Annotated in this window: 25 protein-coding genes; 16 read left to right on the forward strand and 9 right to left on the reverse strand. The window is 30.5% G+C overall.

Annotated elements, in window-relative coordinates; genetic code table 11:
• Positions 1-18 precede the first annotated feature (18 nt).
• From H0I29_RS09665 to H0I29_RS09680, 4 genes are all read left to right on the forward strand, one after another.
• Entirely contained in the window at positions 19-2,082 is a 2,064-nt protein-coding gene (locus tag H0I29_RS09665) for an amidohydrolase family protein (RefSeq protein ID WP_218752115.1), read from the forward strand.
• A gap of 51 nt (positions 2,083-2,133) precedes the next feature.
• The gene (locus tag H0I29_RS09670; protein WP_218732566.1) at positions 2,134-2,682 is read left to right on the forward strand and encodes a RidA family protein; all 549 of its coding nucleotides are present in this window, start codon (positions 2,134-2,136) and stop codon (positions 2,680-2,682) included.
• A gap of 16 nt (positions 2,683-2,698) precedes the next feature.
• Complete coding sequence (locus H0I29_RS09675; RefSeq protein ID WP_218752116.1) at positions 2,699-3,649, forward strand: MBL fold metallo-hydrolase; 951 nt, start codon at positions 2,699-2,701, stop codon at positions 3,647-3,649.
• Between the two features lie 141 nt (positions 3,650-3,790).
• Positions 3,791-4,510 (forward strand): tRNA1(Val) (adenine(37)-N6)-methyltransferase, encoded by a 720-nt coding sequence (locus tag H0I29_RS09680; protein WP_218752117.1) that lies wholly within the window; start codon positions 3,791-3,793, stop codon positions 4,508-4,510.
• Positions 4,511-4,587: 77 nt separating this feature from the next.
• Here H0I29_RS09680 and H0I29_RS09685 read toward each other — a convergent pair whose 3' ends face one another.
• Positions 4,588-5,955, reverse strand: a complete 1,368-nt coding sequence (locus H0I29_RS09685) for a saccharopine dehydrogenase family protein (protein ID WP_218752118.1) — start codon at positions 5,953-5,955, stop codon at positions 4,588-4,590.
• A gap of 70 nt (positions 5,956-6,025) precedes the next feature.
• Between H0I29_RS09685 and H0I29_RS09690 the strand changes: the two genes are divergently transcribed.
• The 5 genes from H0I29_RS09690 to H0I29_RS09710 all read left to right on the forward strand — a co-directional run bounded on the left by H0I29_RS09690 (position 6,026) and on the right by H0I29_RS09710 (position 9,176).
• The gene (locus H0I29_RS09690; protein WP_218752119.1) at positions 6,026-6,409 is read left to right on the forward strand and encodes a DUF423 domain-containing protein; all 384 of its coding nucleotides are present in this window, start codon (positions 6,026-6,028) and stop codon (positions 6,407-6,409) included.
• Between the two features lie 90 nt (positions 6,410-6,499).
• Complete coding sequence (gene pckA / locus H0I29_RS09695) at positions 6,500-8,110, forward strand: phosphoenolpyruvate carboxykinase (ATP) (protein WP_218752120.1); 1,611 nt, start codon at positions 6,500-6,502, stop codon at positions 8,108-8,110.
• A gap of 157 nt (positions 8,111-8,267) precedes the next feature.
• Complete coding sequence (locus H0I29_RS09700) at positions 8,268-8,600, forward strand: YtxH domain-containing protein (RefSeq protein ID WP_218732572.1); 333 nt, start codon at positions 8,268-8,270, stop codon at positions 8,598-8,600.
• A gap of 3 nt (positions 8,601-8,603) precedes the next feature.
• A complete protein-coding gene (locus H0I29_RS09705) occupies positions 8,604-8,951 on the forward strand; it encodes a hypothetical protein (protein WP_218732573.1) in 348 nt (115 codons plus the stop codon).
• Positions 8,952-8,975: 24 nt separating this feature from the next.
• Positions 8,976-9,176, forward strand: coding sequence for a DUF6327 family protein (locus tag H0I29_RS09710; protein ID WP_218732574.1), 201 nt, complete (start codon positions 8,976-8,978; stop codon positions 9,174-9,176).
• A 19-nt stretch (positions 9,177-9,195) separates the two neighbouring features.
• Here H0I29_RS09710 and H0I29_RS09715 read toward each other — a convergent pair whose 3' ends face one another.
• Complete coding sequence (locus H0I29_RS09715; protein WP_218752121.1) at positions 9,196-10,221, reverse strand: AraC family transcriptional regulator; 1,026 nt, start codon at positions 10,219-10,221, stop codon at positions 9,196-9,198.
• A gap of 362 nt (positions 10,222-10,583) precedes the next feature.
• On the opposite strand from H0I29_RS09715, the gene H0I29_RS09720 reads away from it, so the two are divergent.
• The gene (locus H0I29_RS09720; protein WP_165732137.1) at positions 10,584-10,745 is read left to right on the forward strand and encodes a DUF1328 domain-containing protein; all 162 of its coding nucleotides are present in this window, start codon (positions 10,584-10,586) and stop codon (positions 10,743-10,745) included.
• Positions 10,746-10,866: 121 nt separating this feature from the next.
• On the opposite strand, the gene H0I29_RS09725 is transcribed toward H0I29_RS09720, so the two are convergent.
• The 5 genes from H0I29_RS09725 to H0I29_RS18500 form a co-directional block, all read right to left on the reverse strand.
• Positions 10,867-13,215: a sodium-translocating pyrophosphatase gene (locus tag H0I29_RS09725; RefSeq protein WP_218752122.1), complete on the reverse strand. Its 2,349-nt coding sequence runs from the start codon at positions 13,213-13,215 to the stop codon at positions 10,867-10,869.
• Positions 13,216-13,498: 283 nt separating this feature from the next.
• Positions 13,499-14,032, reverse strand: coding sequence for an inorganic diphosphatase (locus H0I29_RS09730; protein ID WP_068448985.1), 534 nt, complete (start codon positions 14,030-14,032; stop codon positions 13,499-13,501).
• Positions 14,033-14,161: 129 nt separating this feature from the next.
• A complete protein-coding gene (locus H0I29_RS09735) occupies positions 14,162-16,672 on the reverse strand; it encodes a DUF5686 family protein (protein ID WP_218752123.1) in 2,511 nt (836 codons plus the stop codon).
• A gap of 249 nt (positions 16,673-16,921) precedes the next feature.
• Positions 16,922-17,902: a pyruvate dehydrogenase complex E1 component subunit beta gene (locus H0I29_RS09740; RefSeq protein WP_218732578.1), complete on the reverse strand. Its 981-nt coding sequence runs from the start codon at positions 17,900-17,902 to the stop codon at positions 16,922-16,924.
• 985 nt (positions 17,903-18,887) lie between these two features.
• Positions 18,888-19,034, reverse strand: coding sequence for an acyltransferase family protein (locus tag H0I29_RS18500; protein WP_368384475.1), 147 nt, complete (start codon positions 19,032-19,034; stop codon positions 18,888-18,890).
• Positions 19,035-19,230: 196 nt separating this feature from the next.
• Between H0I29_RS18500 and H0I29_RS09745 the strand changes: the two genes are divergently transcribed.
• From H0I29_RS09745 to H0I29_RS09765, 5 genes are all read left to right on the forward strand, one after another.
• Positions 19,231-19,977: an electron transfer flavoprotein subunit beta/FixA family protein gene (locus H0I29_RS09745; protein WP_218732579.1), complete on the forward strand. Its 747-nt coding sequence runs from the start codon at positions 19,231-19,233 to the stop codon at positions 19,975-19,977.
• A gap of 106 nt (positions 19,978-20,083) precedes the next feature.
• Positions 20,084-21,040, forward strand: a complete 957-nt coding sequence (locus tag H0I29_RS09750; RefSeq protein ID WP_218752124.1) for an electron transfer flavoprotein subunit alpha/FixB family protein — start codon at positions 20,084-20,086, stop codon at positions 21,038-21,040.
• 389 nt (positions 21,041-21,429) lie between these two features.
• Positions 21,430-22,041, forward strand: a complete 612-nt coding sequence (locus tag H0I29_RS09755; protein WP_218732581.1) for a bifunctional nuclease family protein — start codon at positions 21,430-21,432, stop codon at positions 22,039-22,041.
• 17 nt (positions 22,042-22,058) lie between these two features.
• A complete protein-coding gene (locus tag H0I29_RS09760; RefSeq protein ID WP_218752125.1) occupies positions 22,059-23,504 on the forward strand; it encodes a NupC/NupG family nucleoside CNT transporter in 1,446 nt (481 codons plus the stop codon).
• Positions 23,505-23,669: 165 nt separating this feature from the next.
• Entirely contained in the window at positions 23,670-24,494 is an 825-nt protein-coding gene (locus H0I29_RS09765; RefSeq protein ID WP_218752126.1) for a thymidylate synthase, read from the forward strand.
• An 85-nt stretch (positions 24,495-24,579) separates the two neighbouring features.
• Here the strand turns inward: H0I29_RS09765 and H0I29_RS09770 are convergent, their stop codons facing one another.
• Positions 24,580-24,876, reverse strand: coding sequence for an isoamylase early set domain-containing protein (locus H0I29_RS09770; protein ID WP_218733771.1), 297 nt, complete (start codon positions 24,874-24,876; stop codon positions 24,580-24,582).
• Positions 24,877-25,178: 302 nt separating this feature from the next.
• On the opposite strand from H0I29_RS09770, the gene H0I29_RS09775 reads away from it, so the two are divergent.
• Positions 25,179-25,673 (forward strand): dihydrofolate reductase, encoded by a 495-nt coding sequence (locus tag H0I29_RS09775; RefSeq protein ID WP_218752127.1) that lies wholly within the window; start codon positions 25,179-25,181, stop codon positions 25,671-25,673.
• Here the strand turns inward: H0I29_RS09775 and H0I29_RS09780 are convergent.
• On the reverse strand, positions 25,666-26,097 hold the full coding sequence (locus H0I29_RS09780; RefSeq protein WP_218752128.1) for a DUF6146 family protein: 432 nt from the start codon (positions 26,095-26,097) through the stop codon (positions 25,666-25,668). The two genes, H0I29_RS09775 and H0I29_RS09780, sit on opposite strands and share 8 nt — an antisense overlap.
• Positions 26,098-26,127: the final 30 nt, after the last annotated feature.

Consider the following 26,127-nt stretch of genomic DNA (forward strand, 5'->3'; position numbering starts at 1 on the left):
ACTCTTAAAAAATATAAAATGATATATAAAAATAAATCAAAGCATAAAATGAAACAGGCAGGTTACTTATTAAAATTAGGTGTGCTGCTTTTAGTTACAGGATGTTCTACAAGTACTCCATCAAAATGGGAAAACATAAACGAAAAAGGCGCTTTCTTGGTATATAGAAGACAATCTTTAATTGGTAAAGAAACCTATTCTATTACATCAACGAAAGATTCAATTATTGTAAAATCACTTCAAGGAGAAAACGAAAGAGGTAGAATTACAGGAGTAGAAGCAGAGTTACATTTAGATATAAATTTAAATCCTTCTTCTTACAGAAATAGACGTATTACAAAAAATGATACAATTGTTAATTTAGAAGTTAAAAAAACTGCTGATGGAATTTCTGTTTGGGAAAAAAATAGAGATTTTGTAAAAAAGGAAAATAGAGATTTTTTTCCAGTTCATAGTAATATTCCTGCAGGTGTAGAAATGATGTTATATCAATATTATTTTAAACAAGGCGGTACAGGAAGTATTCCTACTTTACCAAGAGGAGAAATTACCATGAATTTTATTCAAAAAGATACCGTACAAATTAAAGGTGAAAAAGTACCTTTAAAAAGATATGTTGTAGAAGGTATCAATTGGGGAGGAAGAACTATTTGGGTAGATGAAGTAAATAATTTAGTGGCACTTGTTAAGGCAAATACACAAATTAGAGAATATATTAAAGAAGGTTACGAAGAAGCAAAACTATTTTTTGTACAAGGAAATGTAGAAGAAGAAATGGCTGCATTATCAAAATTCACTAAAGATTTAAAAGGTACTCAAGCAAAAGTAAAAGCATTTGTTGGTGGAAATATTGTAGATGGACTTAGCAACACTGCTAAAGAGGATATGACTTTAATTATTACAGACGGAACGATTTCTAAAATAGGAAAACGTTCTGAAGTGGAAATTCCTGAAGGAGCAGAAGTTATTGATGTAAAAGGAAAAATATTAATTCCTGGTTTGTGGGATATGCATGCGCATTCTAATCAAGTAGATTGGGCACCAGCATATTTAGCAGGTGGTGTTACGACAATTCGTGATAACGGAAATGAGCTAGAATTTGCAACATCATTTAGAGATGCCATTGCAAAAGAAGGCGCAATTGGACCAGATATTTTATTAGCAGGTATGACAGATGGAGCCGGAATACAAGGTAACGGAGTTATAAGAGCAAGAACTGTTGAAGAAGCAAAAAAAGTAGCAGATTTATATTTTTCTAACGGATACAAACAAATAAAAATTTACTCTTCAGTAAGTTCAGAATTAACAAAAGTATTGGCAGAAGAAGGACATAAAAGAGGTATGTCTATTACAGGTCATGTGCCAAAAGAAATTGGTAACGCACGTGGTGCTATTGATGCAGGAATGGATATGTTAAGTCATAGGTCTAGAATTTTAACGGTATTATTTCCTGGTAAAACAGTTAAGGAATTAGGTAGTTATTATATCAATGAAAATGATATTTCGCAGAAACAAATAGACGAAGCTATTGCTTATCTATTAAAGCATAAAACAGTTTTAGATCCAACAATTGCTCTAGATGTAGCAAGAGCAATGATTAAAGGATCTGTTTTAGAAGCCATAGAACCATTTTCTGATAGGATAGCGTATGAATTATTTGAAGGGAAAAGATTTAGAACAGGTTTATCTGCAAAAAGAGCAGAAACTGCAAAAGCAGATTATATAAAAGCAATGGGAATTCTTGGTCAATTTTATAAGGCAGGAGTGCCAATTGTTGCAGGGACAGATAATATTGTACCCGTTTTTGGTTTGTATTTAGAGTTAGAAACATATCAGAAATACGGAGGAATGACACCGTTAGAGGCTATAAAAACAGCTACAATTGTACCGGCAACAGCAATGGGATTAGGGGATAAAACAGGAACTTTAGAAATAGGAAAAGAAGGTGATATTGCTATTTTAGACAAAAACCCTTTGTTAGATATTTCTAACATAAGAACTGTTTCTGCAGTAGTTACTAATGGAAATTATTATAAAAGTAATCCGTTATGGAAAGCAGCCGATTTTAAACCGGCTGAATAATTTTAGGATTTAAAATTTTATAAAATAAAAAAGAAATTAAATATTAAAATTATGAGTAAAATTATAAAGTTACTTTTTGTTACTCTTTTAATGATTGGTTGTGCTAAGCAAGAGCTAAAAGAAATGCCAGATAAAGATTACAATCCAGAGGCAAAATTAAAAGAATTGAATATTGTGTTGCCAAGTCCGCCACAACCTGTTGCAAATTATGTAAACGGAGTTAGAACTGGGAATCTTATTTTCTTGGCAGGAAAAGGTCCAAAACATGTAGACGGAACAGAAGTTACAGGTAAATTAGGACAAGATATTACAATTGACCAAGGTTATGCTGCAGCAAGATTAACAGCAATAAATCAACTAGCAGTTTTAAAACATATGTTGGGTGATTTAAATAAGGTAAAACGAATTGTAAAGGTTTTAGGTTTGGTAAATTCAGATCCTAATTTTGTAGAACAACCAAAAGTAATTAATGGTTTTTCTGATTTAATGGTAGATGTTTTTGGAGAAAAAGGAAAACACGCAAGAGCTGCCGTTGGTATGGCATCATTACCACGTGCACAAGCGGTAGAAATTGAGTTGATTGTAGAAGTTTATGATTAATTATAAAAAACAACATATGAAAATAAGTTACAGAAAATTAAAACAAAAATCAATAGTAAAGTTACTTTTCTTATTGATATTTATCTTAAGTTTTACTCAAAATAGTAAAGCCCAAGAATTAAAATTAAAATATTTTGGAGGAGCAGGTTGGGAAATGATAGAGGGCAATTTAAATATTTTAGTCGATCCATATATTTCTAGATTAAAGTTAGGTGATAGCCCATCGAATAGTAAAGATGATACTCGTAAAAATTATTATCCAACAGATATTTATGTATCAGATACGGCAACTATCAACAAAGTACTTACAAATAAAGTAGATTATATTTTAGTACATCATTCACATTTAGATCATTTGGCAGACGTTCCTTACATCGCAAAAAAAACAGGAGCAACAGTAATTGCAACAGAAACAAGTTGTATGATTTTAAAAGCAGCTGGTGTTCCAGAAAAACAATTACTTAGAGTAAAAGGAGGAGAAGACTATCAGTTTGATGAGTTTTCTGTAAGGGTAATTCCGTCTATTCATTCGGCTTTAGGTGATAAGCATTATTACGATTCTAGAATACATAAAGAGGAATTAGCCTTGCCGTTAAAATTAGAAGATTTTATAGAAGGAAAATCGTTAATGTTTTTAATTCGTTTTAAAAATCATAAAGTATTAACAGCGGGTTCTATGAACTTTTTAGAAAGAGAAGTGGCAGGTTTAAAACCAGATATTATTTTACCAGGAGTTAATTTTTCTAGGTTAGAAATTTATAAATATACAGAGCGTTTAATGCAGTTAACAAACTTTCCTAAAATAGTAATTCCAACACATTGGGATAATTTTAGAGTGCCTTATGGATTTTCTCAAGAAGATGCTATAGAAAAAAAAATCAATCCATTTCTAGAAGAAGTAAAATTCGCATCACCAAAATCTAAAGTGATTGTTCCTGTACATTTAGAAACAATAATTATAAAATAAAGAGAATATTAAAGATAGCTTTTCCATCATTCGTTTTTTAATATTAAGTGATAGAAAAGTTATTTATTCTAAACATTAAATTGAAATAGCTCTTTTCCTTCTGATAAAAAAAGTACTTTTACCGCCATTTTAATTTCACTCATGAAACCATTCAAATTTAAAGAGTTTACAATTCAGCAAGATAAAACGGCTATGAAAGTTGGTACAGATGGTGTTTTATTAGGTGCATGGTGTTCTGTAGCTGATTATCCGGATACTATTTTAGATATTGGGGCAGGAACAGGTGTAATAGCGTTGATGATTGCACAACGTTCAGACGCTATGACCATTGACGCGGTTGAGGTAGATGAAAATGCCTACGAGCAAACCGTATCTAATTTTGAAGAATCCGATTGGGGAGATCGTTTGTATTGTTACAACGCTACTTTTGCGGAATTTGCAGATGAAATTGCAGAAGAGGAGGAAACCTATGATTTAATTGTTTCTAATCCGCCCTTTTATACGGATGATTTTGAAACTGAAGATGCTGCTAGAAATAAAGCGCGTTTTACGTCTTCTCTTTCTTTTGAAGAATTGATTATTGGAGTGGCTAAAATATTATCTGAAAATGGGAAATTTTGTGTGGTGATTCCTTTTAAGGAGGAAGAAAATTTCATCAATCTTGCAAGGGGAAATCAATTGTTTTTGAATAGAACCTGTAAGGTTAAAGGAAATGAAACTTCTGAAGTTAAAAGGTGTTTATTAGAGTTTTCTTTTAATGAGTCTGAGTTACAAGAAGAAAACTTGGTTATAGAAATTGCACGTCATCAATATACCGAAGATTATATTAATTTAACGAAGGACTTTTATTTGAAGATGTAGTGTTTTAACCGCTGCTAAGGTCGCAAAAGTTGGGCGTTTTTACTCTGTGAACCTCTGTGCAACTCCGTGTAACAATCTTATCCAACCACATAATTAGGATTATACCCTAAATAAGGAACTTCTTTTTCTATAAACTTTATTCCGTAATTTTCTAATTCTTTTAAAATCGGTTCGTACACTTCTTTGGTAATTGGTAGTTGTACTCCGGGAGTTTTAATCTCTCCTTTTAGAATTTTTAAAGCAGCAATTGCAACTGGTAAACCTACAGTTTTTGACATAGCTGTGTACGTTTGGTTTTCTCCAATTACGGTTAAACTACTTTCTATTTGATGTTTTTCTCCATTCAATTCATAACCGAAAAGATGTTGCATTACAATCATATCTTTATCGGCTTCTTGTAAAGTCCAAGAATCTTCTAATACCTTTTGAAGCATTTGAGCCGGAGTCGCATTTTTAAGTCCAATTTTTTTATTCGGATTAAAAATATCAAGTTCAATTAGCTTTTCCCACATTACATCATCTTGATCTATTTTTAAGTAAGAACGTAATTTTAACTCTACAGAATCTGAAGGTGAATAGGCTAAAAATAAGTTGACAAAATCTCTGTAACTCATGTTTTCAGAATCTTCTATGGTGTAAGAATCGTCTGTCATACCTAACTGTACAAATATATTCCAAGCTCTAGAAAAACCTACTTTTCTAATAGTTCCTCGGTACATGGTTGGTATATCATCTAAGCCATAAACACTTCTGTATTTTAGTGAATCTCTATTGGCGTATGCCTCAAAATTACTGTCATTGATTTTTAAAAACTCGGTTCTTCTAAATAATTTGTGATACGGAATGTATTTATAAGTACTTTCTTGAATAAACATTGCAGCACCTCCTTGTCCTGCTAATACCACATTTCTTGGGTTCCATGTAAATTTGTAGTTCCATAAGTTATTGTCGCTTTCTGGTGCTACTAATCCTCCGCAAAAAGATTCGAATAACAACATCTTAGCACCTTTATTTCTAATTTTATCAAGTATTTGCATGGCACTCATGTGATCGATTCCTGGGTCTAACCCAATTTCATTCATCAGGATTAAACCTTTTTCTTTAGCTTGTTTATCTAATACTTTCATTTCATCAGAAACATAAGAAGCTGTTACCATGTGTTTGCTAAAAAGAATACAATCTTTAGCTACTTCAATATGAAACCTTGCGGGTAACATGGAGATTACAATGTCTATTTTTTTAATGATTCTTTGACGCTGCTCGGTATTGAAAACATTTAGAATGACGCTTTTTGCGTTTTTATGATTGTTGATAAGCTTGTCTGCGTTTATAGTAGAAATATCACCAATTGTTATTTTTAAGTTTTCTTCATCAGATTTTTCTAACAAATACTTTATTAGAAAAGAACTTGATTTTCCTGCACCAATAATTAGAATATTTTTCATCAATATATCTTATTTTTGTAGTCTTACGAAGATAGTAATTTTGTTTAAAATTTAACAAAAACCATTAAAAATGTTTAAAAATTTAATTATTACATGTGTTCTAGGAATGTTGGCTATTGTTTTAGGAGCTTTTGGAGCACATGCTTTAAAAGAAGTTTTAACTGCTAGAGAGTTGTTGAGTTTTGAAACTGCGGTCCGTTATCAAATGTATCACGTAATTGTATTGTTATTTATCAATATTTATGACGGATTTACTACTTTACAAAAAAACAGGATTAGCTATCTTTTTTTCTTAGGGATTTTACTTTTTTCTGGTTCTATTTATGCGATTCATCTAACATCAATTACAGCAAAATCTATTTGGTTTGTTACGCCTTTAGGAGGATTAACATTGATAATTGGTTGGTTTTTAATGATTATGATATTCTTAAAGAAATACCGTAATAGTAAATAAATTGATGATTTTAATGTAAGATATGTTACTGTTTGGAATTAAAGTGTAATTTTGTCAGTAATTAATCTATAAATAATTAAATATATTGATATGGTAGATACAGGTACGAAATCGATTTCGTTAAATAGTCTAGGAATCAAAAACGCAACAGTTCGTTATCAGTTAACTTCAGACGAGCTACATAGTGAAACTTTAAAAAAAGGACAAGGAAAAGTGTCTTCTTTAGGTGCTATTTCGGTTAATACAGGAGAATTTACAGGTCGTTCACCAAAAGATCGCTTTATTGTAAAAGATGAAGTAACTAAAGATGAGGTTTGGTGGAGTGATGTGAATATTCCTTTTGAGTCGGGTAAATTTGATGCACTATATACTAAAGTTGTTGATTATTTATCAGGTAAGGAAATTTTTGTAAGAGATAGTTATGCTTGTGCCGATGAAAAATATAAATTAAATATTAGAGTCGTAAATGAACAACCTTGGAGCAATATGTTTGCTTACAATATGTTTTTGCGTCCAACAGAAAAGGAACTAGAAACTTTTTCTCCAGAATGGACTATTATAAATGCGCCTGGTTTTATGGCAGACGCAGATGTAGATGGAACGAGACAACACAATTTTGCTATTTTAAACTTCAGTAAAAAAATAGCTTTAATAGGAGGAACCGGTTATACAGGTGAAATTAAAAAAGGAATCTTTTCTGCTTTAAATTTTATTCTGCCGGTTTTTAAAAATACGTTACCAATGCATTGTTCTGCAAATGTTGGTAAAGAAGGTGATACTGCTATTTTCTTCGGATTATCAGGAACCGGGAAAACAACCTTATCTACAGATCCAGATAGAAGTCTAATTGGTGATGATGAACATGGTTGGACGGCAGAAAATACGGTGTTTAATTTTGAAGGTGGTTGTTACGCAAAAGTGATTAATTTATCAGCAGAACAAGAACCAGAAATTTTTTCAGCTATTAAAAAAGGTGCAATTTTAGAAAACGTAGTTATGGATGATAAAGGAGTTGTCGATTTTGGAGATACTTCTATTACCCAAAATACAAGAGTTAGTTATCCAATTCACCACATAGAGAATATACAAGTGCCATCCATAGGAAAAAATCCGAAGAACATTTTCTTTTTAACTGCGGATGCATTTGGTGTTTTACCTCCAATTTCTAAATTAACACCTAATCAGGCTGCGTATCATTTTATTTCTGGTTATACAGCAAAAGTAGCAGGTACAGAAGCAGGAGTTACGGAGCCAACACCAAGTTTTTCTGCTTGTTTTGGTGCGCCTTTTATGCCATTACATCCAACTAGATACGCAGAAATGCTAAGTAAGAAAATGAAAGATGCTGGTGTAAATGTTTGGTTGATTAATACAGGTTGGTCTGGTGGACAGTATGGAGTAGGTAGAAGGATGCCATTGAAATATACAAGAGCAATGATTACGGCTGTCTTAAATGGCGATTTAGGAAGTTATAAATATGAAGATTATCATATACATTCTGTTTTTGGTGTTGCACAACCAAGATCATGTCCTGGAGTGCCAACAGAATTATTAAGTCCGAGGTCTACTTGGAATAATGATGAAGCTTATTATAAGACGGCATTTAAACTCTCTAATGCATTCAGAAATAATTTTACGCAGTTTGAAGAAGTTGCAAGTGAAGATATACGTAGAGGTGGACCTCAGCGATATGCTTTTTAGTAGTTTTGTTTTTTTTTTTAGTAAAGCACCTCAATTTGAGGTGCTTTTTTGTTTGAGCTAAGATTTAAATTTATAGAGTTAATAACGAGGTTGTTAATACTGTATCTTTGTGTAAGTGAAACACACTAAATTATATATTAATCAAAAAAATAAAATTATGAGCAATAGTAGCAATACAGTAGTAGGATTATTAGCAGGAACAGTAATAGGAGCAACCTTAGGTATTTTATTTGCACCAGATAAAGGAGCAAAAACTAGACAAAGAATTTCTGATGAAGCGTTAGCAGCAAAAGATAAGATAGTAGATACGGCAAGTGATTTAACGGAAAAAGTATCATCTTCAGTAGCGGGTCAAAAAGAAAGTTTAGACACGCAATTAGAAAATGTAGTATCTAACGTTAGTCATAAAGCAGAAGATGTAATTTCAACTTTAGAGAAAAAATTGAAAGAGTTGAAAGAACAAAATAAAAAATTACAAAAATCTGCCTAATCGATGAGTATATTCGACAATATAAAAAATTCCGCAGATAAAGGAACTGAAGCAAGTAAAGAATATGTATCCAAAACTATAGAGTATTCAAAGTTAAAGGCATTTCAAGTAACAGCTTTAACCCTAAGTATGATTGTTAAACTTTTTGTAATAGGAAGTTTATCTGTCTTAGGGTTTATATTTTTGGCAATTTCTAGTGCCATTGCTTTGGGAGAACTTCTCGAAAACGCGGCTTTAGGATATTTATTTGTGGGATTATTTTTCTTTGTTATTTCTATAATTATTTATCTTTCGAGAAAATCTTTTGAGAAAAAAGTAATATCTAAAGTATCTAGAATATTTTATGACTAATCATTAATGCCTAAAAAAACGAAAATGAAAATATATCAAAGTTTCGAAGAAATAAATACTGATTTAAGGCAGTTATCATTAGAAAAACAAATTGCTTTAGAAGAACTTAAATTGGTGAAAAGTGATTTTGAAGAAAGTATAAAACCTATGACCTTAATAAGTAACGTTGTTACTGCATTGGGTAAGTTCGGGACCTTAATGTTTATAAAGAAAATATTTAAATAGTAGTTGATTTATAAAGGAGTTACACAACGGATAATAATTTTTTCTTAAATCCGTTTGGAGTAATTCCATACTTTTCTCTAAAAATTTTAGAAAAGTAACTTCTACTACTAAATCCAATACTATAAACAATTTGAGATATATTTAAATCTGTATTCTTTAAAAGGTCTCTTGATGATTCTAGGCGAATATGTCTTATATATTCTGTAACAGTTCTGTTGTATAAAAACTTAAAACCATCTTGAAGTTTTGCTTGTGTTAAACCAGAAGTTAAAGAAAGATCTTCTAATGTATAGTTTTTAGCAGGATTTTTTACAATTGTTTTACCTAGTTTACGAACAATTTTTAACTCATCCTTGGCAATGGACTTAGGTAAAGGGACACCTTCTAGAAGTCTATTGTGTTGTTGTATGTGTAAAGATAATATTTCATAAACTCTGGCTTCAATTTTAAGAATACGCAACATTCCTTTCCCTTTTACATTTTTTATTTGGGCAATTATATCTGCCATTTTTAAATTAAGCGTACCGTAATTTATAAATCTATGATCATGATCTGTGTCTACGAAAACTTCATATAATTTTTCATTTAATGTAGAAACGTTTGTAGTTCTTTTTTTTAGAAATTTCTTTCTGACAATTTCTATAAGATTAATTTCTACTTTTTCATTCTTAGGTAAATGGATATAATTATAACCATCTGTTTTATTTGTAAAAATTAAGGATTGAAATTGTTCTATTTTGCTTTCTTTATTATCAATACCAAATCGATGTTTAAAAGAACCAAATGAAGGGTACATAAATCGAAGAGGATTAAACTCTGGAACTGCTTGAATTTTAAAAATAAACTCTTTGTGCAGTTTTATATCAAAATCTAACAAGTTTACACCCCAATCAAAAGGTATAAATTTAATTGTTCCAATAGCGTTCTCATTATTAATTGTGAGTATATTTTCGCTCCAGTTACTTGTAACAGAACCTCCTATTTTTATGGCAATTTGCTCTAGTAAATCTTTGTCACTATCAGCAATTATTTCAATCTCAATCATTGTAGCAAAGTATTTTAAAGGAACAATTATTTAATGTTCAGTACAAAAAATAAAAATAGTTTAAATTTTAATAACAAAGTTGACTTTTTTATCAATATTTCAAGTTTTTTTATTCTCGTTAAATTCTCAATGGTAATTTTAAGTAAAGAAGAAAAAATTAAATGAGTTAAGATTTAGAGTATATGCAATCACAATCAAAGTTTAATTGGAATATATTTGTATAACAGTTAGTTAGTTAGTTAGTTAGTTAGTTAGTTAGTTAGTTAGTTAGTTAGTTAGTTAGTTAGTTGGAAAAAATTAGATAGATGTACATCGTTTGGCATCATTAAAGTAAACAAACGTTCATTTAAAATATTAAAATTATGTTACGTTGGACAATCACTTTTATAATAATCGCATTAATAGCAGGAGTTTTAGGATTTGGAGGAATTGCTGGAACTGCAGCAGGAATCGCTAAAATTATTTTTGTAATCTTCATTATTCTTTTCTTAATATCTTTAATTACAGGAAGAAAAAAAGTATAATTATTATTTTTAATCCCAATTAAATATGGGCATATAATACTTGTTAAAAGTAAAAAGCATCCATTTTCGAAAATTTCGAATGGATGCTTTTTTTTTGATTTGATGTGTAAATTCTCAATTATTATTGAATCGTAACCTCTTTTTCGTTTTTTTCAATATTTACAGATGCTACTTTTCCTGCCTCTTTAGCTTTCTTTTCAATTTTAGCTTCTTCTTTTATAATTTCTTGAGTATTCGTTTCATCAATAGTTATAGAAGTTATTGTGCTAGATAAATCTGTAGAAGTTTGAGTAGTTTCTATTTTTACTTCTTTTATACTCTTATTATAATCAGAAAGATCTGTACTATTTAAAGCAATACTAGGAGCAATAACTAAAGCTACAACAGACATTAGTTTTAATAGTATGTTTAAAGAAGGTCCAGAAGTATCTTTAAAAGGATCTCCAACAGTATCTCCTACAACCGCTGCTTTGTGAGCATCTGTTCCTTTTTTACCTTGTTCTTCAATTGTTTTTTTAGCGTTATCCCAAGCACCACCAGCATTAGATTGAAATATTGCCATTAAAACACCACAGGTTGTAACGCCTGCTAATAAACCACCTAGCATTTCTGCACCACCAATAAAACCAACTGCTACAGGAACAACTATTGCTAATAAGCCCGGTAATACCATTTCTCTAATGGATGCTTTTGTAGATATATCAATACATTTCCCATAATCTGCTACACCGTCTGCAGCATCAAAAATAGCTCTATCTTCTTTAGATGCTTTTGTCATATCAGAATCGTATTTACGCATCACTTCTAAAGCTGCTTTTAATTTTGGAATATCTCTAAACTGACGACGAACCTCTTCAATCATAGCCATTGCTGCTCTACCCACTGCATTCATAGATAAAGCCGAAAATACAAAAGGTAACATTCCTCCAACAAGTAAACCTGCCATAATTTGAGGCTGAGAAACATCAATAGCAATAACATTAGCTGTTTTCATAAAGGCAGCAAATAAAGCCAAAGCAGTTAAGGCTGCAGAAGCAATTGCAAACCCTTTACCAACCGCAGCAGTTGTATTACCAACCGCATCTAATTTATCTGTGCGCTCTCTTACTTCATGTGGTAATTCTGCCATTTCAGCAATACCACCTGCATTATCACAAATTGGTCCGTATGCATCTACAGCTAATTGAATTCCTGTATTGGCTAACATACCTACTGCTGCAATAGCAATACCATATAAACCTGCATAATAGTGAGATACTATAATTGCAGCAGCAATTAAAAGAATGGGGATCATGGTAGACATCATTCCCACACCTAAACCAGCAATAATGTTTGTTGCTGCTCCAGTTTCCGATTGTGCTACAATAGACATTACAGGTTTTTTACCTGTAGCAGTATAATATTCTGTTATTTTACCCACACCTAAACCAGCTACTAAACCAGCTATTGTTGCTTTAAAAACACCCATTGCTCCAAATGGTAAACCTTCTATAGATTCAGGAATTAAAGCTGTTATTATAAAGTAAGAAGCCACAACCATTAAACCTGCAGAACCAAATTCTCCAATATTTAAAGCTGTTTGTGGATTTCCACCATCTCTTACTTTTACAAAAAATGTACCTAAAATAGACATCAAAATACCTACAGCCCCAAGAACTAATGGTAAATAAACTGCTCCTAGACCATCAAAATTAGGTGTTAAAATAAAAGCTCCTAAAACCATTGTACCAATAATAGAACCAACATAAGATTCAAATAAATCGGCTCCCATACCAGCAACATCACCTACATTATCACCTACATTATCTGCAATAGTTGCAGGGTTTAAAGGATGATCTTCTGGAATACCAGCTTCTACCTTACCAACTAAATCTGCACCAACATCTGCTGCTTTTGTATATATACCACCACCAACACGTGCAAATAATGCAATTGAAGATGCACCTAATGAAAAACCAGATAATACGTTTAATACTAATGTTAAGTTCTCTGCTCCAGGCCACATTGTTTGGTAAAACATAAATAAGCTACTAAGTCCTAAGATACCTAAACCTACAACTCCTAAGCCCATTACTGCACCTCCCGCAAAAGCTACTTCTAATGCTCTACCTAATGAAGTTTTTGCTGCTTGTGTTGTTCTAACATTTGCTTTTGTTGCTACTTTCATTCCAATAAAACCTGCCAAAGCAGAACAAATTGCTCCAATAATAAAAGAGACAGCAACCATTCCGTTAGAACCTACTTCTGTATTTCCTTTAAAGAAAAGTAAGATGGCTACAGCAATTACAAAAATTGCTAAGACTTTATATTCAGCTTTTAAGAATGCCATTGCTCCATCTGCAATGTTTTTTGCTATTCGAGACATTTTTTCGTCACCAACTGCTTGTTTGGATACCCAACCACTTTTTAGAAAAACGAAGATTAATGCTACCACACCAAATAGTGGTAAAAAATTTACTATTATTTCCATGTTATTTAGTTAATTTAATTCATATTTTTTTTAATTATGTTAAAAATAGTTAAATTAAATTAATAAAAAAAGTATACATAAATTAAAGATTCTATATTTAATTACTGTTTATTTTATATTATTTATACTATGACATATGTCAGATTTATGAATAATTCCAATTGAATTTTAATATTATTATGTTTGTTTTGATAATTATAATCGATATAAGAGGTTTAAATTGAAAACAAAAAAAACACCTTAAAATTTAAGGTGTTTTATACTTCTGTAATTTGTTATCTACTTATATAGTAAATGTTCTTTTTTTCTTGTGTTCGCTATCATCATAACGTTTAACACATTCATCATAAATTTTAATTGCAGCTGCTGCGTCTCCCCATCCACCTGTATCAACTTTTTTCTTTTCTAAGTCTTTATAAACTTGAAAGAAGTGTTCAATTTCTTTTAATCTGTGAGGATTTAAATCTGCGATATCTTCTTTATTACTCCAAATAGGATCAGAAACAGGAACACAAATTATTTTTTCATCAGGACCTTTTTCGTCAGTCATGTAGAAAACTCCAATTGGTCTAACTTCCATAACAACCATTGGGTAGGTTGGTTGGTGTCCTAAAACTAATACATCTAATGGATCTGCATCTAATGCTAAAGTTTCTGGAATAAAACCGTAATCACCAGGGTACATCATAGATGAAAAAAGCATTCTATCGAATCTGATTTTGTGTAATGTAAAATCATATTCGTATTTATTTCTACTTCCTTTAGGTATTTCTATAAGTACGTCAAAAGTTACTTGTCTTTTTGGTTCTTTACTCATTGCTTTCGGTTCTTTCATTTTTTGGTTTTACACAAAAATAGTTATAAATTAAATTTTATTTTAGTTTTGAGGGCATAAATTTACGCAAAGGATTTCGATTTGGTTCTTAAAATGCTTCAATTTCTTGTTTTAAAAATTAAATATCAATCCTGCTGTCACTCCAAATTTTCTTGCTTCTGAATTATCAAAGTAGTTTCCTCTAAAGTTAAAATCTACTCGTAATACCTTAAAAATATTAGCAACACCAACACTGTATTCATAATACGGATCTTGAGAAGGAGCAGTTAAGGGGATCTCAAAACTATTGCCGGTTGTGTTCAGTGCAACATTTTTGTCAGAGATATCTCCTAAAAAGGTTTTAAAACCTATTACAGTTCTTAATTTTGTCTTTTTTAACAACGGAATTCTAGAAAAAATTCTACCATTAAAATTATGCTCTAAATGAAAAGAAGCATATTTATCTGTTACAAATTCGTAGAAATTTAATAGGTTAAAGGTATTGTTAAACATAAAATAGGTTTGATTTCCTGGAGCAACACTTAATAAGCCTAAAGGGACTTCTCCGAAAGTTTGTCCCATTTCTAAGGAAGTTTTTAACCTTCCTAGACCGCCAATTTCCCATAATTTAAATACAGAAAGCTGTACTTTAGTATAATCAAAATCACTACCAAAAATATCTTTAGTTCCTCTTGTTATTTGGGTAAAGTATTTTGTGTAGTTTGTATTTGCAGGCTCTCGCTGTACTCCAAAACCAGACATTTTTCGTTTAGGATAATAGCCCATAGAAAATACGGTTTCTAATTGCCTTATATTAGAAGATATGCCACCTGAAGCGTTAACATCATTATAATCTAAACTAAAACTATCTGAAGCTGAACTTAATGTTTTATAATTTGCAGAAAGCTTTAATATTAAATTTGGTGCTGGTTCTATTTCTCCTGTTAGCGTAGTAATATTAACGTTTGTTAGTTTATCATTTGTGCCAGTGCTTATTAATGATGAAGAACCATCGCTTCTACCTAAAACATCTGTATTTGCAGTTAAAGTAGCTCCAATTTGTTCTATATCATTTTTCTTTCCACCCGTAATTATAAATCTATTTTTTTTGTTTAGAAGCCATTTTGCTTGAAATCCATATTTTAAATTTTCATCTTTTAAGCCATAAGCAGTATAGGCTTCTAGTCTAAATAAGTCATTAGAAGATTTATAAGTTCTTGCCCCAACTCTTACTCGTAATCCTTCTACATCATTATAACCAAAAGTAGAAAAAATAGGGCCATAGTCTATGTTTAAGGATTCAATTTCAAAGTATCCAGAATACGAAGTCTGAACAGCTTTGTTTATATTCTTAAACTTTTTAACCGTTTTTAAGGTATCTATTAATTTGTAAATACCTTTTTCATTTTTGTTGAGTTCTTCTAATCTATTATTGTCCCAAAACTCTCTAGATTTACTATATATGGAATCGGTGTTTGGCGTAAAAACTTTTTTATCATAAAAGTGTTCATCCTTTAGTGGTTTATTGAAAACATAATCTTTATATATGGTTGTTTTTTTACCATAGATCCCTCTTGATTTATCTTTTTTACTAAGTGCAAAATCAGATAATAAATAGTCTCTTTTTAAAACAAAAATAGAATCGTTTAACAATTCAAACTCTTGCTCTATATACACATCTTTAACCCAGTTTATATTCGCATTTTTTACTACTTGTAAATTAATTTCTTTAACAGCAAATGTGGAATCATTTACCCAAAAATTACCTTTAAAAGTAAGTTCGTTTTGTCTTCTAGGATAGTAAATAATATTATAACACCATTTTTTACCTATAAAAGAACTGTCTGCTAAAACATAATTATAGTTGTTGATTCCTGTTCTAGACAATGGACTTACAAAGCTTTTATCGAAGATTTTTAAATAATTATCATAAATATCATATTCAGCATATAGGTCATCTACATAATCGATAAGTTGTTGGTCTTTGCTAAAACCAGAGTTTTGGTTTGCAATTAAAACTTCTTTTTCTTTATTTAAAGTATTGTCTCCATATACGTGCGTAAGGTTTTCATTTAAAAAAACAGGTAAAAAAGTTTTTCCGGTTATGCTAGAGGTGTCTACATCTTTAAAAACAAATTCTAATCCTTTAAATATTTTTTTCTCTTTTAATTTTTCATCAATAGTATTTAAATCAAATTCTACCTTTTGGTATTTTTTATAGGTATATTGATTAAAGTGACTTAAACCATTTTTACGTTTTTGAGCCCAAATTTTTCTAAGAATGTCTATTGCAGGATTGTTCTTTTTGGGTTGTTTTCCTGTTGCTATTATAATTTCATCTAAAGCATCTGTTTCTTCTTCAAGTATAATTTTTAAGTTATAGCTAATTCGGTTTTCTAAAGGTACTATTAGTGTTTTATAGCCAATGAAAGATATTTCTATTTCTTTCCAAGTTTCCTTAGATTCAAAATAAAAACCACCATTTTCATCACTCGTAGTTCCTTCTATAGAGCCCTTAAATTGTACACTACAATAAGGAAGAGGTGTGTTGTCTGCGTCTGTTATAATTCCCTTTACTTTTGTTTGTGCTAATAAAGAGATAGAAAATAATAGAGTATAAATTAAAGCGAGTTTTATTTTCATTAGTAAGAATAATTCTTGTTGTTTTTTGTGAATTAGATAACGTAATCGTCAATTAATTATTTCCTAGTCGGTGTGTTATTTACGTCCTTACTAAAAAAAAGATATTTTGATTGAGGTAGTATTTAAAAGTAGAAAATACGTGAGTTTTAGTTAGTATAGAAGTGTTGTTTTTTGAATTAATCCAAATAAAAAAAAGACTAATAAAATATATATTTATTAGCCTTTTTTAAGAATTTATTGAAGTTCTTTTTATTTTTTATACATCACTTCTTTTACCGCTTTTATAACATCGTTATAATTTGGTATCCATTTCTCAAATAAAACAGGAGAATAAGGAGCAGGAGTATCTGCAGTAGTAATTCTTTTAATAGGAGCATCTAAATAATCAAACGCTTCATCTTGTATTCTATAAGTTATTTCTGTAGAAATACTAGCAAATGGCCAAGATTCTTCTAAAATAACTAATCTATTTGTCTTTTTTACTGATGTTAAAATAGCAGCATGATCCATTGGACGTACTGTTCTTAAATCAATAATTTCACAAGAAATATTTTCTTTTGCTAATTCGTCAGCAGCTTTATAAGCTTCTTTAATAATTTTTCCAAAAGAAACGATTGTTACATCTGTTCCTGCTCTTTTAATGTCTGCAACTCCAATAGGGATAATGTATTCTCCTTCTGGGATTTCCATTTTATCACCATACATTTGTTCAGACTCCATAAAAATAACCGGATCGTCATCTCTAATCGCTGCTTTTAATAAACCCTTTGCATCATAAGGATTAGAAGGTACTATAACCTTTAAACCAGGTGTATTTGCAAACCAGTTTTCAAATGCTTGTGAGTGTGTTGCTCCTAATTGACCAGCAGAACCTGTTGGACCTCTAAAAACAATTGGACAATTGAATTGTCCACCAGACATTTGTCTAATTTTGGCAGCGTTATTTATAATTTGATCAATTCCAACTAAAGAGAAGTTAAAAGTCATATATTCTACAATTGGTCTAAGACCATTCATTGCAGAACCAACAGCAACACCGGCAAAACCAAGTTCTGCAATAGGTGTATCTATAACACGTTTAGCACCAAACTCATCTAACATACCTTTAGATGCTTTGTATGCACCATTATATTCGGCTACTTCTTCACCCATTAAGTAAATGCTTTCATCTCTGCGCATTTCTTCACTCATGGCTTCACATATAGCCTCTCTGAATTGAACTGTTTTCATCTAGTATTAATTGTAATTAGTAATTTCTATTGCAAAAGTAATCATTTATGAGAATAAAATTAGTCAAAAATAAATAAATAATAATATGAATTAATTTCATTTATCAATATTTATTTTTTAATAAAAAATACTAAGACTTTTTGTGTAATCAAAACCTTTTATATTAGATAAATCTAAAAGGGTATGAGGATACATTAATAATAGTTTAAAAGGGACTAAGATTATTTTTTCTAGTTCGGTAAAATTAAAAACACGAGGTCCTATAGTTAAAAAGAGTACTAGTTTTATAAAAGTCAAAGATCTTACTTGCATTGCTAAAATTGGTATGGTGTTTTTTCCGAAAAAGGATTAGAATTTAAAAATGGGTAAAACTTTATAAAAGTTACACCAAAAGAGAACTCCTACAAGTGCATTTATAATAAATAAAAACTCATTTCCATATTTAAATCTATACATGTCTACTTCTTGCAGAAGGAATAAAGAAAAAATTAAATGAAGTATACCTAAAATAAAAAGAGATATTTTCTCTCCTTTCCAATTATTAAAAAACAAATAGTTTTTAGTGTAGTAACCAAAGGTGTAAAAAATTAAAGAAACGTCTAAACTCCAAAAGAGCTTTATGTTTGTGAATCTAGGAATTAAAAAACCCATAAATACACTAATAATTATGATTAGGAATTTAACTTTTTTGTTTTGGATGATTTTTTTTATCAACCAAAAAATAAGAAAAGTTAAAAAAATGGAGGGTAAAAACCACATTGGAATTCCCCAATTCATATATTCTACGTCTCCTTGAGCATAAAAAACACTCATAAAATTTTTAACTGGAGAAAGTTCTAAAGCTGCTGATTCTCCATATTTTCTGCCTAAAAATAACCAAAGAGAAAAAACATAAAACTCCATAGAAAATATGGGATTAAAAGTTGTTGAACCCTTTTTTTAACGATCTCGAAATAAGATTTCTTAGGATGAAAAACGCTCGCAATTAAAAAAAAAATAAAGGCATATGAAAACTATAAATATAATTCTCGATTAAAGGGAAATTATGTCCGATAACAACTAGAATGATACCAAAACCTTTAATTTGGTCAATCCAATTTATTCTTTTTTGATTTGAAACTAGAGCGCTGATATTTTTTTTGAAATTTTATTTTACTATTAATTTTGTTTTAACTGTAAAGAGCATACTTTTTTTACATTTTATTAAATAAATGTATCTTCTTAATGAGAAAAAGTTAAATAATTTAAAAAAATACTATGCATGCATAGTATTTTTTTAAAAAATTACGTATTTTCGTTGCAGATAAAAAGTATAAAAATAGAATTTTATGAAAATATTGGTTTGTATTAGTCATGTTCCAGATACCACATCTAAGATTAATTTTACAGAAAACGATACAAAATTTGATACAAATGGTGTACAGTTTGTTATTAACCCTTACGATGAATTTTGTTTAACAAGAGCCATGTGGTTTAAAGAAAAACAAGGTGCTTCTGTTACAATTGTAAATGTTGGTGGTCCAGAAACAGAACCTACATTACGTAAAGCTTTAGCAATTGGAGCCGATAATGCAATACGTGTAAATGTAAACCCAACAGACGGATTTCAAGTAGCAAAAGAATTAGCCGCAGTAGTTAAAAATGGCGAATATGATTTAGTATTGGCAGGAAAAGAATCTGCAGACTATAATGGTCAAATGGTTCCTGGAATGTTAGCTACTTTAACCGATTTTAACTTTATAAATGGTTGTGTTGGTATAGAAGTAGACGGTACTTCTGTTACTGCAACTAGAGAAATAGATGGAGGAAATGAAACCTTATCAACAAGCTTGCCTTTAGTAATTGGTGGACAAAAAGGAGTGGTTGAAGAAAAAGATTTACGCATACCAAACATGCGTGGAATTATGATGGCACGTAAAAAACCATTAGAAGTGGTAGAGCCAGTTAGTAATGAAGCATCAACAAGTATTCAATCTTTTGAAAAACTACCAGCAAAAGGAGCTGTAAAATTAGTAGATGCAGATAATGTAGATGAGTTAATTAGCTTATTGCATAACGAAGCAAAAGTAATATAAAGAGGTGTAATTGGTGAATTGTTGAATCGTGTAATTGTTATAACGATTACCCAACAATTACACAGTTAAATAATTACACATTTACACAATTTAAAAAAATAAATATATGTCTGTTTTAGTTTTTGCCGATTCATCGGAAGGAAAATTTAAGAAAACTGCTTTAGAAGTAGTTTCATATGGAAAAAAAGTTGCAGAACAATTAGGTACTAATGTTGTTGCAATCACAATAAATGCAAGCGATTCATCAGAATTATATACGTACGGAGCAGAGAAAGTAGTTTCAGTTTCTAATGATGCTTTACAAACTTTTAATGCAAAACAATATGCAGCTGTAATTACAGAAGTTGCAAAAGCACAAAGTGCAACTGTTGTAGTTGTAGATTCTAGTACAGATGGTTTGTATCTAGCGCCAATTGTTGCAGTAAACTTAGAAGCAGGTTGCGTTTCTAACGTAGTAGATGTACCATCAAGTACGAGTCCGTTTACGGTAAAAAGAAAAACATTTTCTAACAAAGCATTTTCAAATACTGTAATTTCTACAGAGCATAAAGTTATAGGAGTTGCCAAAAATTCTTATGGCGTTCATGAAAATGAAGTTGCAGGAAGCACAGAAACTTTTGAAGCTACAATAGTAGAATCAGGAGTTAAATCAGAAAAAATAGAAAGAGTTACTGGTAAAGTAACTATTGCAGATGCAGAAATTGTTGTCTCTGCAGGTAGAGGATTAAAAGGACCAGAAAACTGGGGCATGGTAGAAGAGTTGGCAGAAGTTTTAGGAGCTGCAACCGCATGTTCTAAACCAGTTTCAGATTTAGGATGGCGTCCACATGCAGAACATGTAGGGCAAACAGGTAAGCCAGTTGCATCTAATTTATATATTGCCATTGGTATTTCTGGAGCAATCCAACATTTAGCAGGTATCAATGCATCAAAAGTAAAAGTAGTTATAAACACAGACCCAGAAGCGCCGTTTTTTAAAGCAGCAGATTATGGTATTGTTGGTGATGCTTTTGAAGTTGTACCAAAATTAATCGAAAAATTAAAAGCTTTTAAAGCATCTTAATTATTAAAAAGTTAATGAAAGCATTGCTTGGGAGTTTCTTTTAAAATAGGAATCTAATTAAAGAATTTATTCTTTTTGGGCGTGCCAAAATTATTTAAAATGTATTATTAGAAACTTATCAGAAGTAAAATTTTGATAAGTTTTTTTTATAAACATTTACCAGAACCAAATAATTTTGTCAGGCTTTCCGCACTCGCTTTTTTATTTTTAAAAGAAAAATAAAAAGAGCTCAAACAACTGCTACAATCCTTCACGCAATAGTAAATATCACTTTTTTAAGAAATATCAGCTTTAAGCTATTATTTTTATTAAATTGTGCCCTCTAAAAAGTTTGTGAAAATGACCTCAAAAAAAATTACAAATATTTTTAGTTTTACGTAAATAAATTTATGAGTTTAATACAATTAACTATAAAGGGTATTTCTTACAGTCAAACTCAGAGTGGTGCTTATGCATTGGTTTTGAGTGAGATGGAAGGAACGAGAACTTTACCTATTATTATTGGAGCCTTCGAAGCACAATCTATTGCCATAGCTTTAGAGACAGAAATTAAACCTCCAAGACCACTTACACATGATCTCTTTAAAACATTTTCAGACCGCTTTTCTGTCACGGTAAAAGAGGTAATTATCCATAAATTAGTAGATGGTGTATTTTTTTCTAGCTTAGTTTGCGAAAAAGACGGTGTAGAAGAAATAATAGACGCAAGAACTTCAGACGCAATTGCCATAGCAGTTCGTTTTCAAGCACCAATATATACTTATGAAAATATTTTAGAAAAAGCAGGTATTTTTCTAAAAATAGAAGAAGAATTTGGTATCGAAGATACTTCAGAATCAGACGAAATTTCGTTAGAATTAGAAGACTTAGTTGTTCAAAAAGAAGAACCTTTTTCAGATGTATCTTTAAAAGATCTTCACGATCAATTAAATAATGCAGTTTCCGATGAAAACTATGAGTTGGCTGCAAAAATTAGAGACGAAATAAGTAAACGCTCTTAATATTATACGTACACATTATGAAAAAAATATTTATTGCTGTTTTCTGTTTGTTGTCAATTTCTGTTTTCTCTCAAGGTACAGAAACTGTTTCTGCTATTACAGAAATTGTACCTAGTCAAGGTTTTTCCTTTCAGAGTTTATGGAGAGGTGTTTTAGGTATGTGTTCTTTAATTATAATAGCTTTCTTGTTTAGTGCAAACAAAAAAGCAATTGATTGGAAAAAAGTAGGTATTGGTTTATTCTTACAATTAATAATTGCTATTGGAGTTTTAAAAGTAGAATTTATTCAATCTATTTTCGAATTTGTTGGAGGGATTTTTATAGAAATATTAGCTTATACAAAAGCAGGAAGTGAGTTTTTATTTGCTGGTATTGTAGGCGATATGAATAAGTTTGGTTACATATTTGCTTTTCAGGTATTGCCAACAATTATATTCTTTTCTGCCTTAACATCTCTATTATTCTATTTAGGAATCATTCAAAAAGTAGTAAAAGTTTTAGCTATTGTTTTATCTAAGTTTTTAGGTATTTCTGGTATGGAAAGTCTTTCTGTAGCGGGTAATATCTTCTTAGGACAAACAGAAGCACCACTTTTAATAAAAGCTTATTTAGAGAAAATGAATAAGTCGGAAATGCTATTGGTAATGATTGGTGGTATGGCAACTGTTGCAGGTGCTGTGTTGGCTGCTTACATTGGTTTTTTAGGTGGTGGAGATAAAGAGTTAGAATTGGTGTTTGCTAAACATTTATTAGCAGCTTCTGTAATGGCGGCTCCGGGTGCTATTGTAATCTCAAAAATATTATATCCACAAACAGAAGAAGTAAATTCTGACGTTTCTGTTTCTCAAGAAAAAATAGGTGCTAATATATTAGACGCTATTGCTAATGGAACCACAGAAGGGCTTCGTTTAGCAGTAAATGTAGGAGCAATGCTTCTAGTTTTTGTAGCTATCATTGCGATGTTAAATGGTATTTTAGGAGCTGTTGCATCTTTTGATGGTTTTACAATTGAATATCTAAGTCTAGAATGGAGAATTACTTCTCTAAACGATATTATTGCACAAAACACTCTTTATGATGGTCTTTCTTTAGAGTTTATTTTAGGATATATATTTGCTCCTTTAATGTGGCTTATTGGTGTTGCTCAGGAAGATATGGCGTTAATGGGGCAGTTATTAGGTATTAAATTAGCCGCAAGTGAGTTTGTTGGTTATATACAATTGGCAGATTTAAAAAATGCAACAAGCGCTACACATTTAACTTTTAACAAGTCTATAATTATGGCGACTTATATGTTATGTGGTTTTGCTAACTTTGCTTCTATAGGAATACAAATAGGAGGTATTGGTTCTTTAGCTCCTGGGCAACGTAAAGTATTGTCAGAGTTTGGAATGAAAGCTTTAATAGGAGGTACTATTGCATCTTTAATGTCTGCAACAATTGCAGGTATGATTATAGGATAGTGGCGAATCGCCACAGATAATCATAAAATGTTATCTTCAATCCGTTAATAACTTTTATAGAATATTTAAAAAGCATCAAGAAAAATTATTGATGCTTTTTCTATTTTTACAGAAGTTTATTATTGACGTTTACACAAATAAACAATTAAACGCTTACACATTATAATGAAACAATATCACGACTTAGTAAAACACGTTTTAGAAAACGGAAACGAAAAAGGAGATAGAACAGGTACTGGAACAAAAAGTGTTTTTGGGTACCAAATGCGTTTTGATTTAAGTGAAGGTTTTCCAATGGTTACTACCAAGAAACTACATTTAAAATCTATTATTTATGAATTACTTTGGTTTATAAAAGGCGATACAAATATTAAATATTTACAAGAAAACGGCGTAAGAATCTGGAATGATTGGGCTGATGAAAATGGAGATTTAGGTCCTGTTTACGGACATCAATGGCGTAATTGGAATAGTGATGAAGTAGATCAATTAAAAGATGTAATAACGTCTATAAAGACCAATCCAAACTCAAGAAGAATGTTGGTTTCTGCTTGGAATCCTTCTGTATTACCAGACACTTCTGTGTCTTTTTCAGAAAATGTTGCCAATGGAAAAGCAGCGTTACCTCCTTGTCATGCTTTTTTTCAATTTTATGTAGCAGATGGTAAGTTATCTTGTCAGCTATATCAAAGAAGTGCAGACATCTTTTTAGGAGTGCCTTTTAATATTGCATCTTATGCCTTATTTACAATGATGATTGCACAAGTTTGTGGTTATGAGTCAGGCGAGTTTATTCATACTTTTGGAGATGCTCATATCTATAATAACCATAAAGAACAATTTGAAGTTCAGTTGGCTAGAGAAATTAGACCTTTACCAAAAATGAAAATAAACCCAGCAATAAAAAATATCGAAGATTTTACTTTCGAAGATTTTGAGCTGTTAGATTATAATCCTCATCCACATATTAAAGGAAAAGTTGCAGTTTAGAAATTAAACTTACTTGATTATAAAACAGAAAAGAGCTTTCAAAATTAATTGGAAGCTCTTTTTTTTTATATCAATAACGTTGTTATTATAAATTTAATACGCTGTTTTCTGTTCCTGCAAAGTCGTTCCAAGCAAGTCCATCTGCTTCTTGTTCGTTTGTATATGTACCATCTATTAAGTATTTAAACTCATAAGATTTTCCCGATTCTAAATCTAAAGTACCTTTAAAAGAACCATTTTTCAATTTCTTTAAAGGAGCCGATTTTTCATTCCACTCATTAAAGCATCCTACTACCACTACTTTTTTAGCTTCTTCAGCAGGCACAGTAAAAGTTACTTTACAAACTGGTTTGCTTTTCAAAAATTGTTTTTTAATTGCCATAATTATTCTATTCAAAAATTTTAAGTAAAAATATGTAACTACTTGGTTATAAACATCATTATTTAGTAAGAAAATAAAAGAATTATCAGTTATGTAAAATGGCTATATAAATTATTAATAATTCAAAATTAAAGGGAATTAAAATTATTGTTTATATAAAATAAAGCATGCTTGTTTCTGCTTGATTTTCAGTGTTTTCAGTTCGAAAACGTATTCGTAAGTATGCTATATTGATTTAAAGTGCCCTTAAAACGTCAAATCTTGGTAGAAATATTCTAATTTTGTTAAAATTTTAGGATTCTATGATTACAATTATAGCAGCAATTGCAAAAAATAATGCTTTAGGAAAGGATAATGATTTAATTTGGCATTTACCGGCAGATTTAAAACGGTTTAAAAAGGTTACATCCGGACATCACATTTTAATGGGGAGAAATACTTTTGAGTCTATAGGTAAACCTTTACCTAATAGAACAACTATTATAATTACCCGAAATAAAAATTATTTTAAAGAAGGGTGTTTAATAGCCAATAGTATTGAAGAAGCCATAGAAATGGTAGAAAATAAAGATGATATTTTTATAATTGGTGGTGCACAAATTTATAAAGAATGCATAGAGAAAGACTTGGTAGATAGGTTAGATATTACTCAGGTGCATCATGAATTTGAAGCAGATGTTTTTTTTCCGGAGATAGATTTAAAAATTTGGAAAGAAACAGCAAGAGAAGATTTTTTAGCAGACGAAAAAAATAAATTTGATTTTAGTTTTGTAAGATACTCAAAGAAAACTATCTAATTCTACTAGAAAAACCTCCCCCTAAATTCATTTTATACTTTTGTTGAGCAAATAAAAAGTAATTAAATAATTTGTAGTTTACATCGTAACCGTAATCTGTAGTAGATTGGTAGTCAACGATATTTTCATAGATATTAGCGTTGAACTGTATAGGGTTTCTAGCTCTATTATTCCATTCTAAAACCCAAGTTCTATTTCTAGCCTCTAGGTAGTTTTGAGAATAATAACCTTCTGGTTTCGCTACGGAAGCTAAAAATGCATTAAAACCAGGGTCTATAATAATTACTTCATACTCTAAACTATCATTGGCAATAATAACAGGTTTTTCTTCTGTAGTTGTATTTTTTTTTATTGGTGATGAACCACAAGCGTACACAAATAATCCAAAAGAAAAAAGGATAAGAAGTTGTTTTAATAGTTTCATAATCAATTGTTTTATTTATAGTAAAGTTCC

This window comes from Polaribacter sp. R2A056_3_33 (assembly GCF_019278485.1).
In the GTDB taxonomy this organism is placed as follows: Bacteria; Bacteroidota; Bacteroidia; order Flavobacteriales; family Flavobacteriaceae; genus Polaribacter.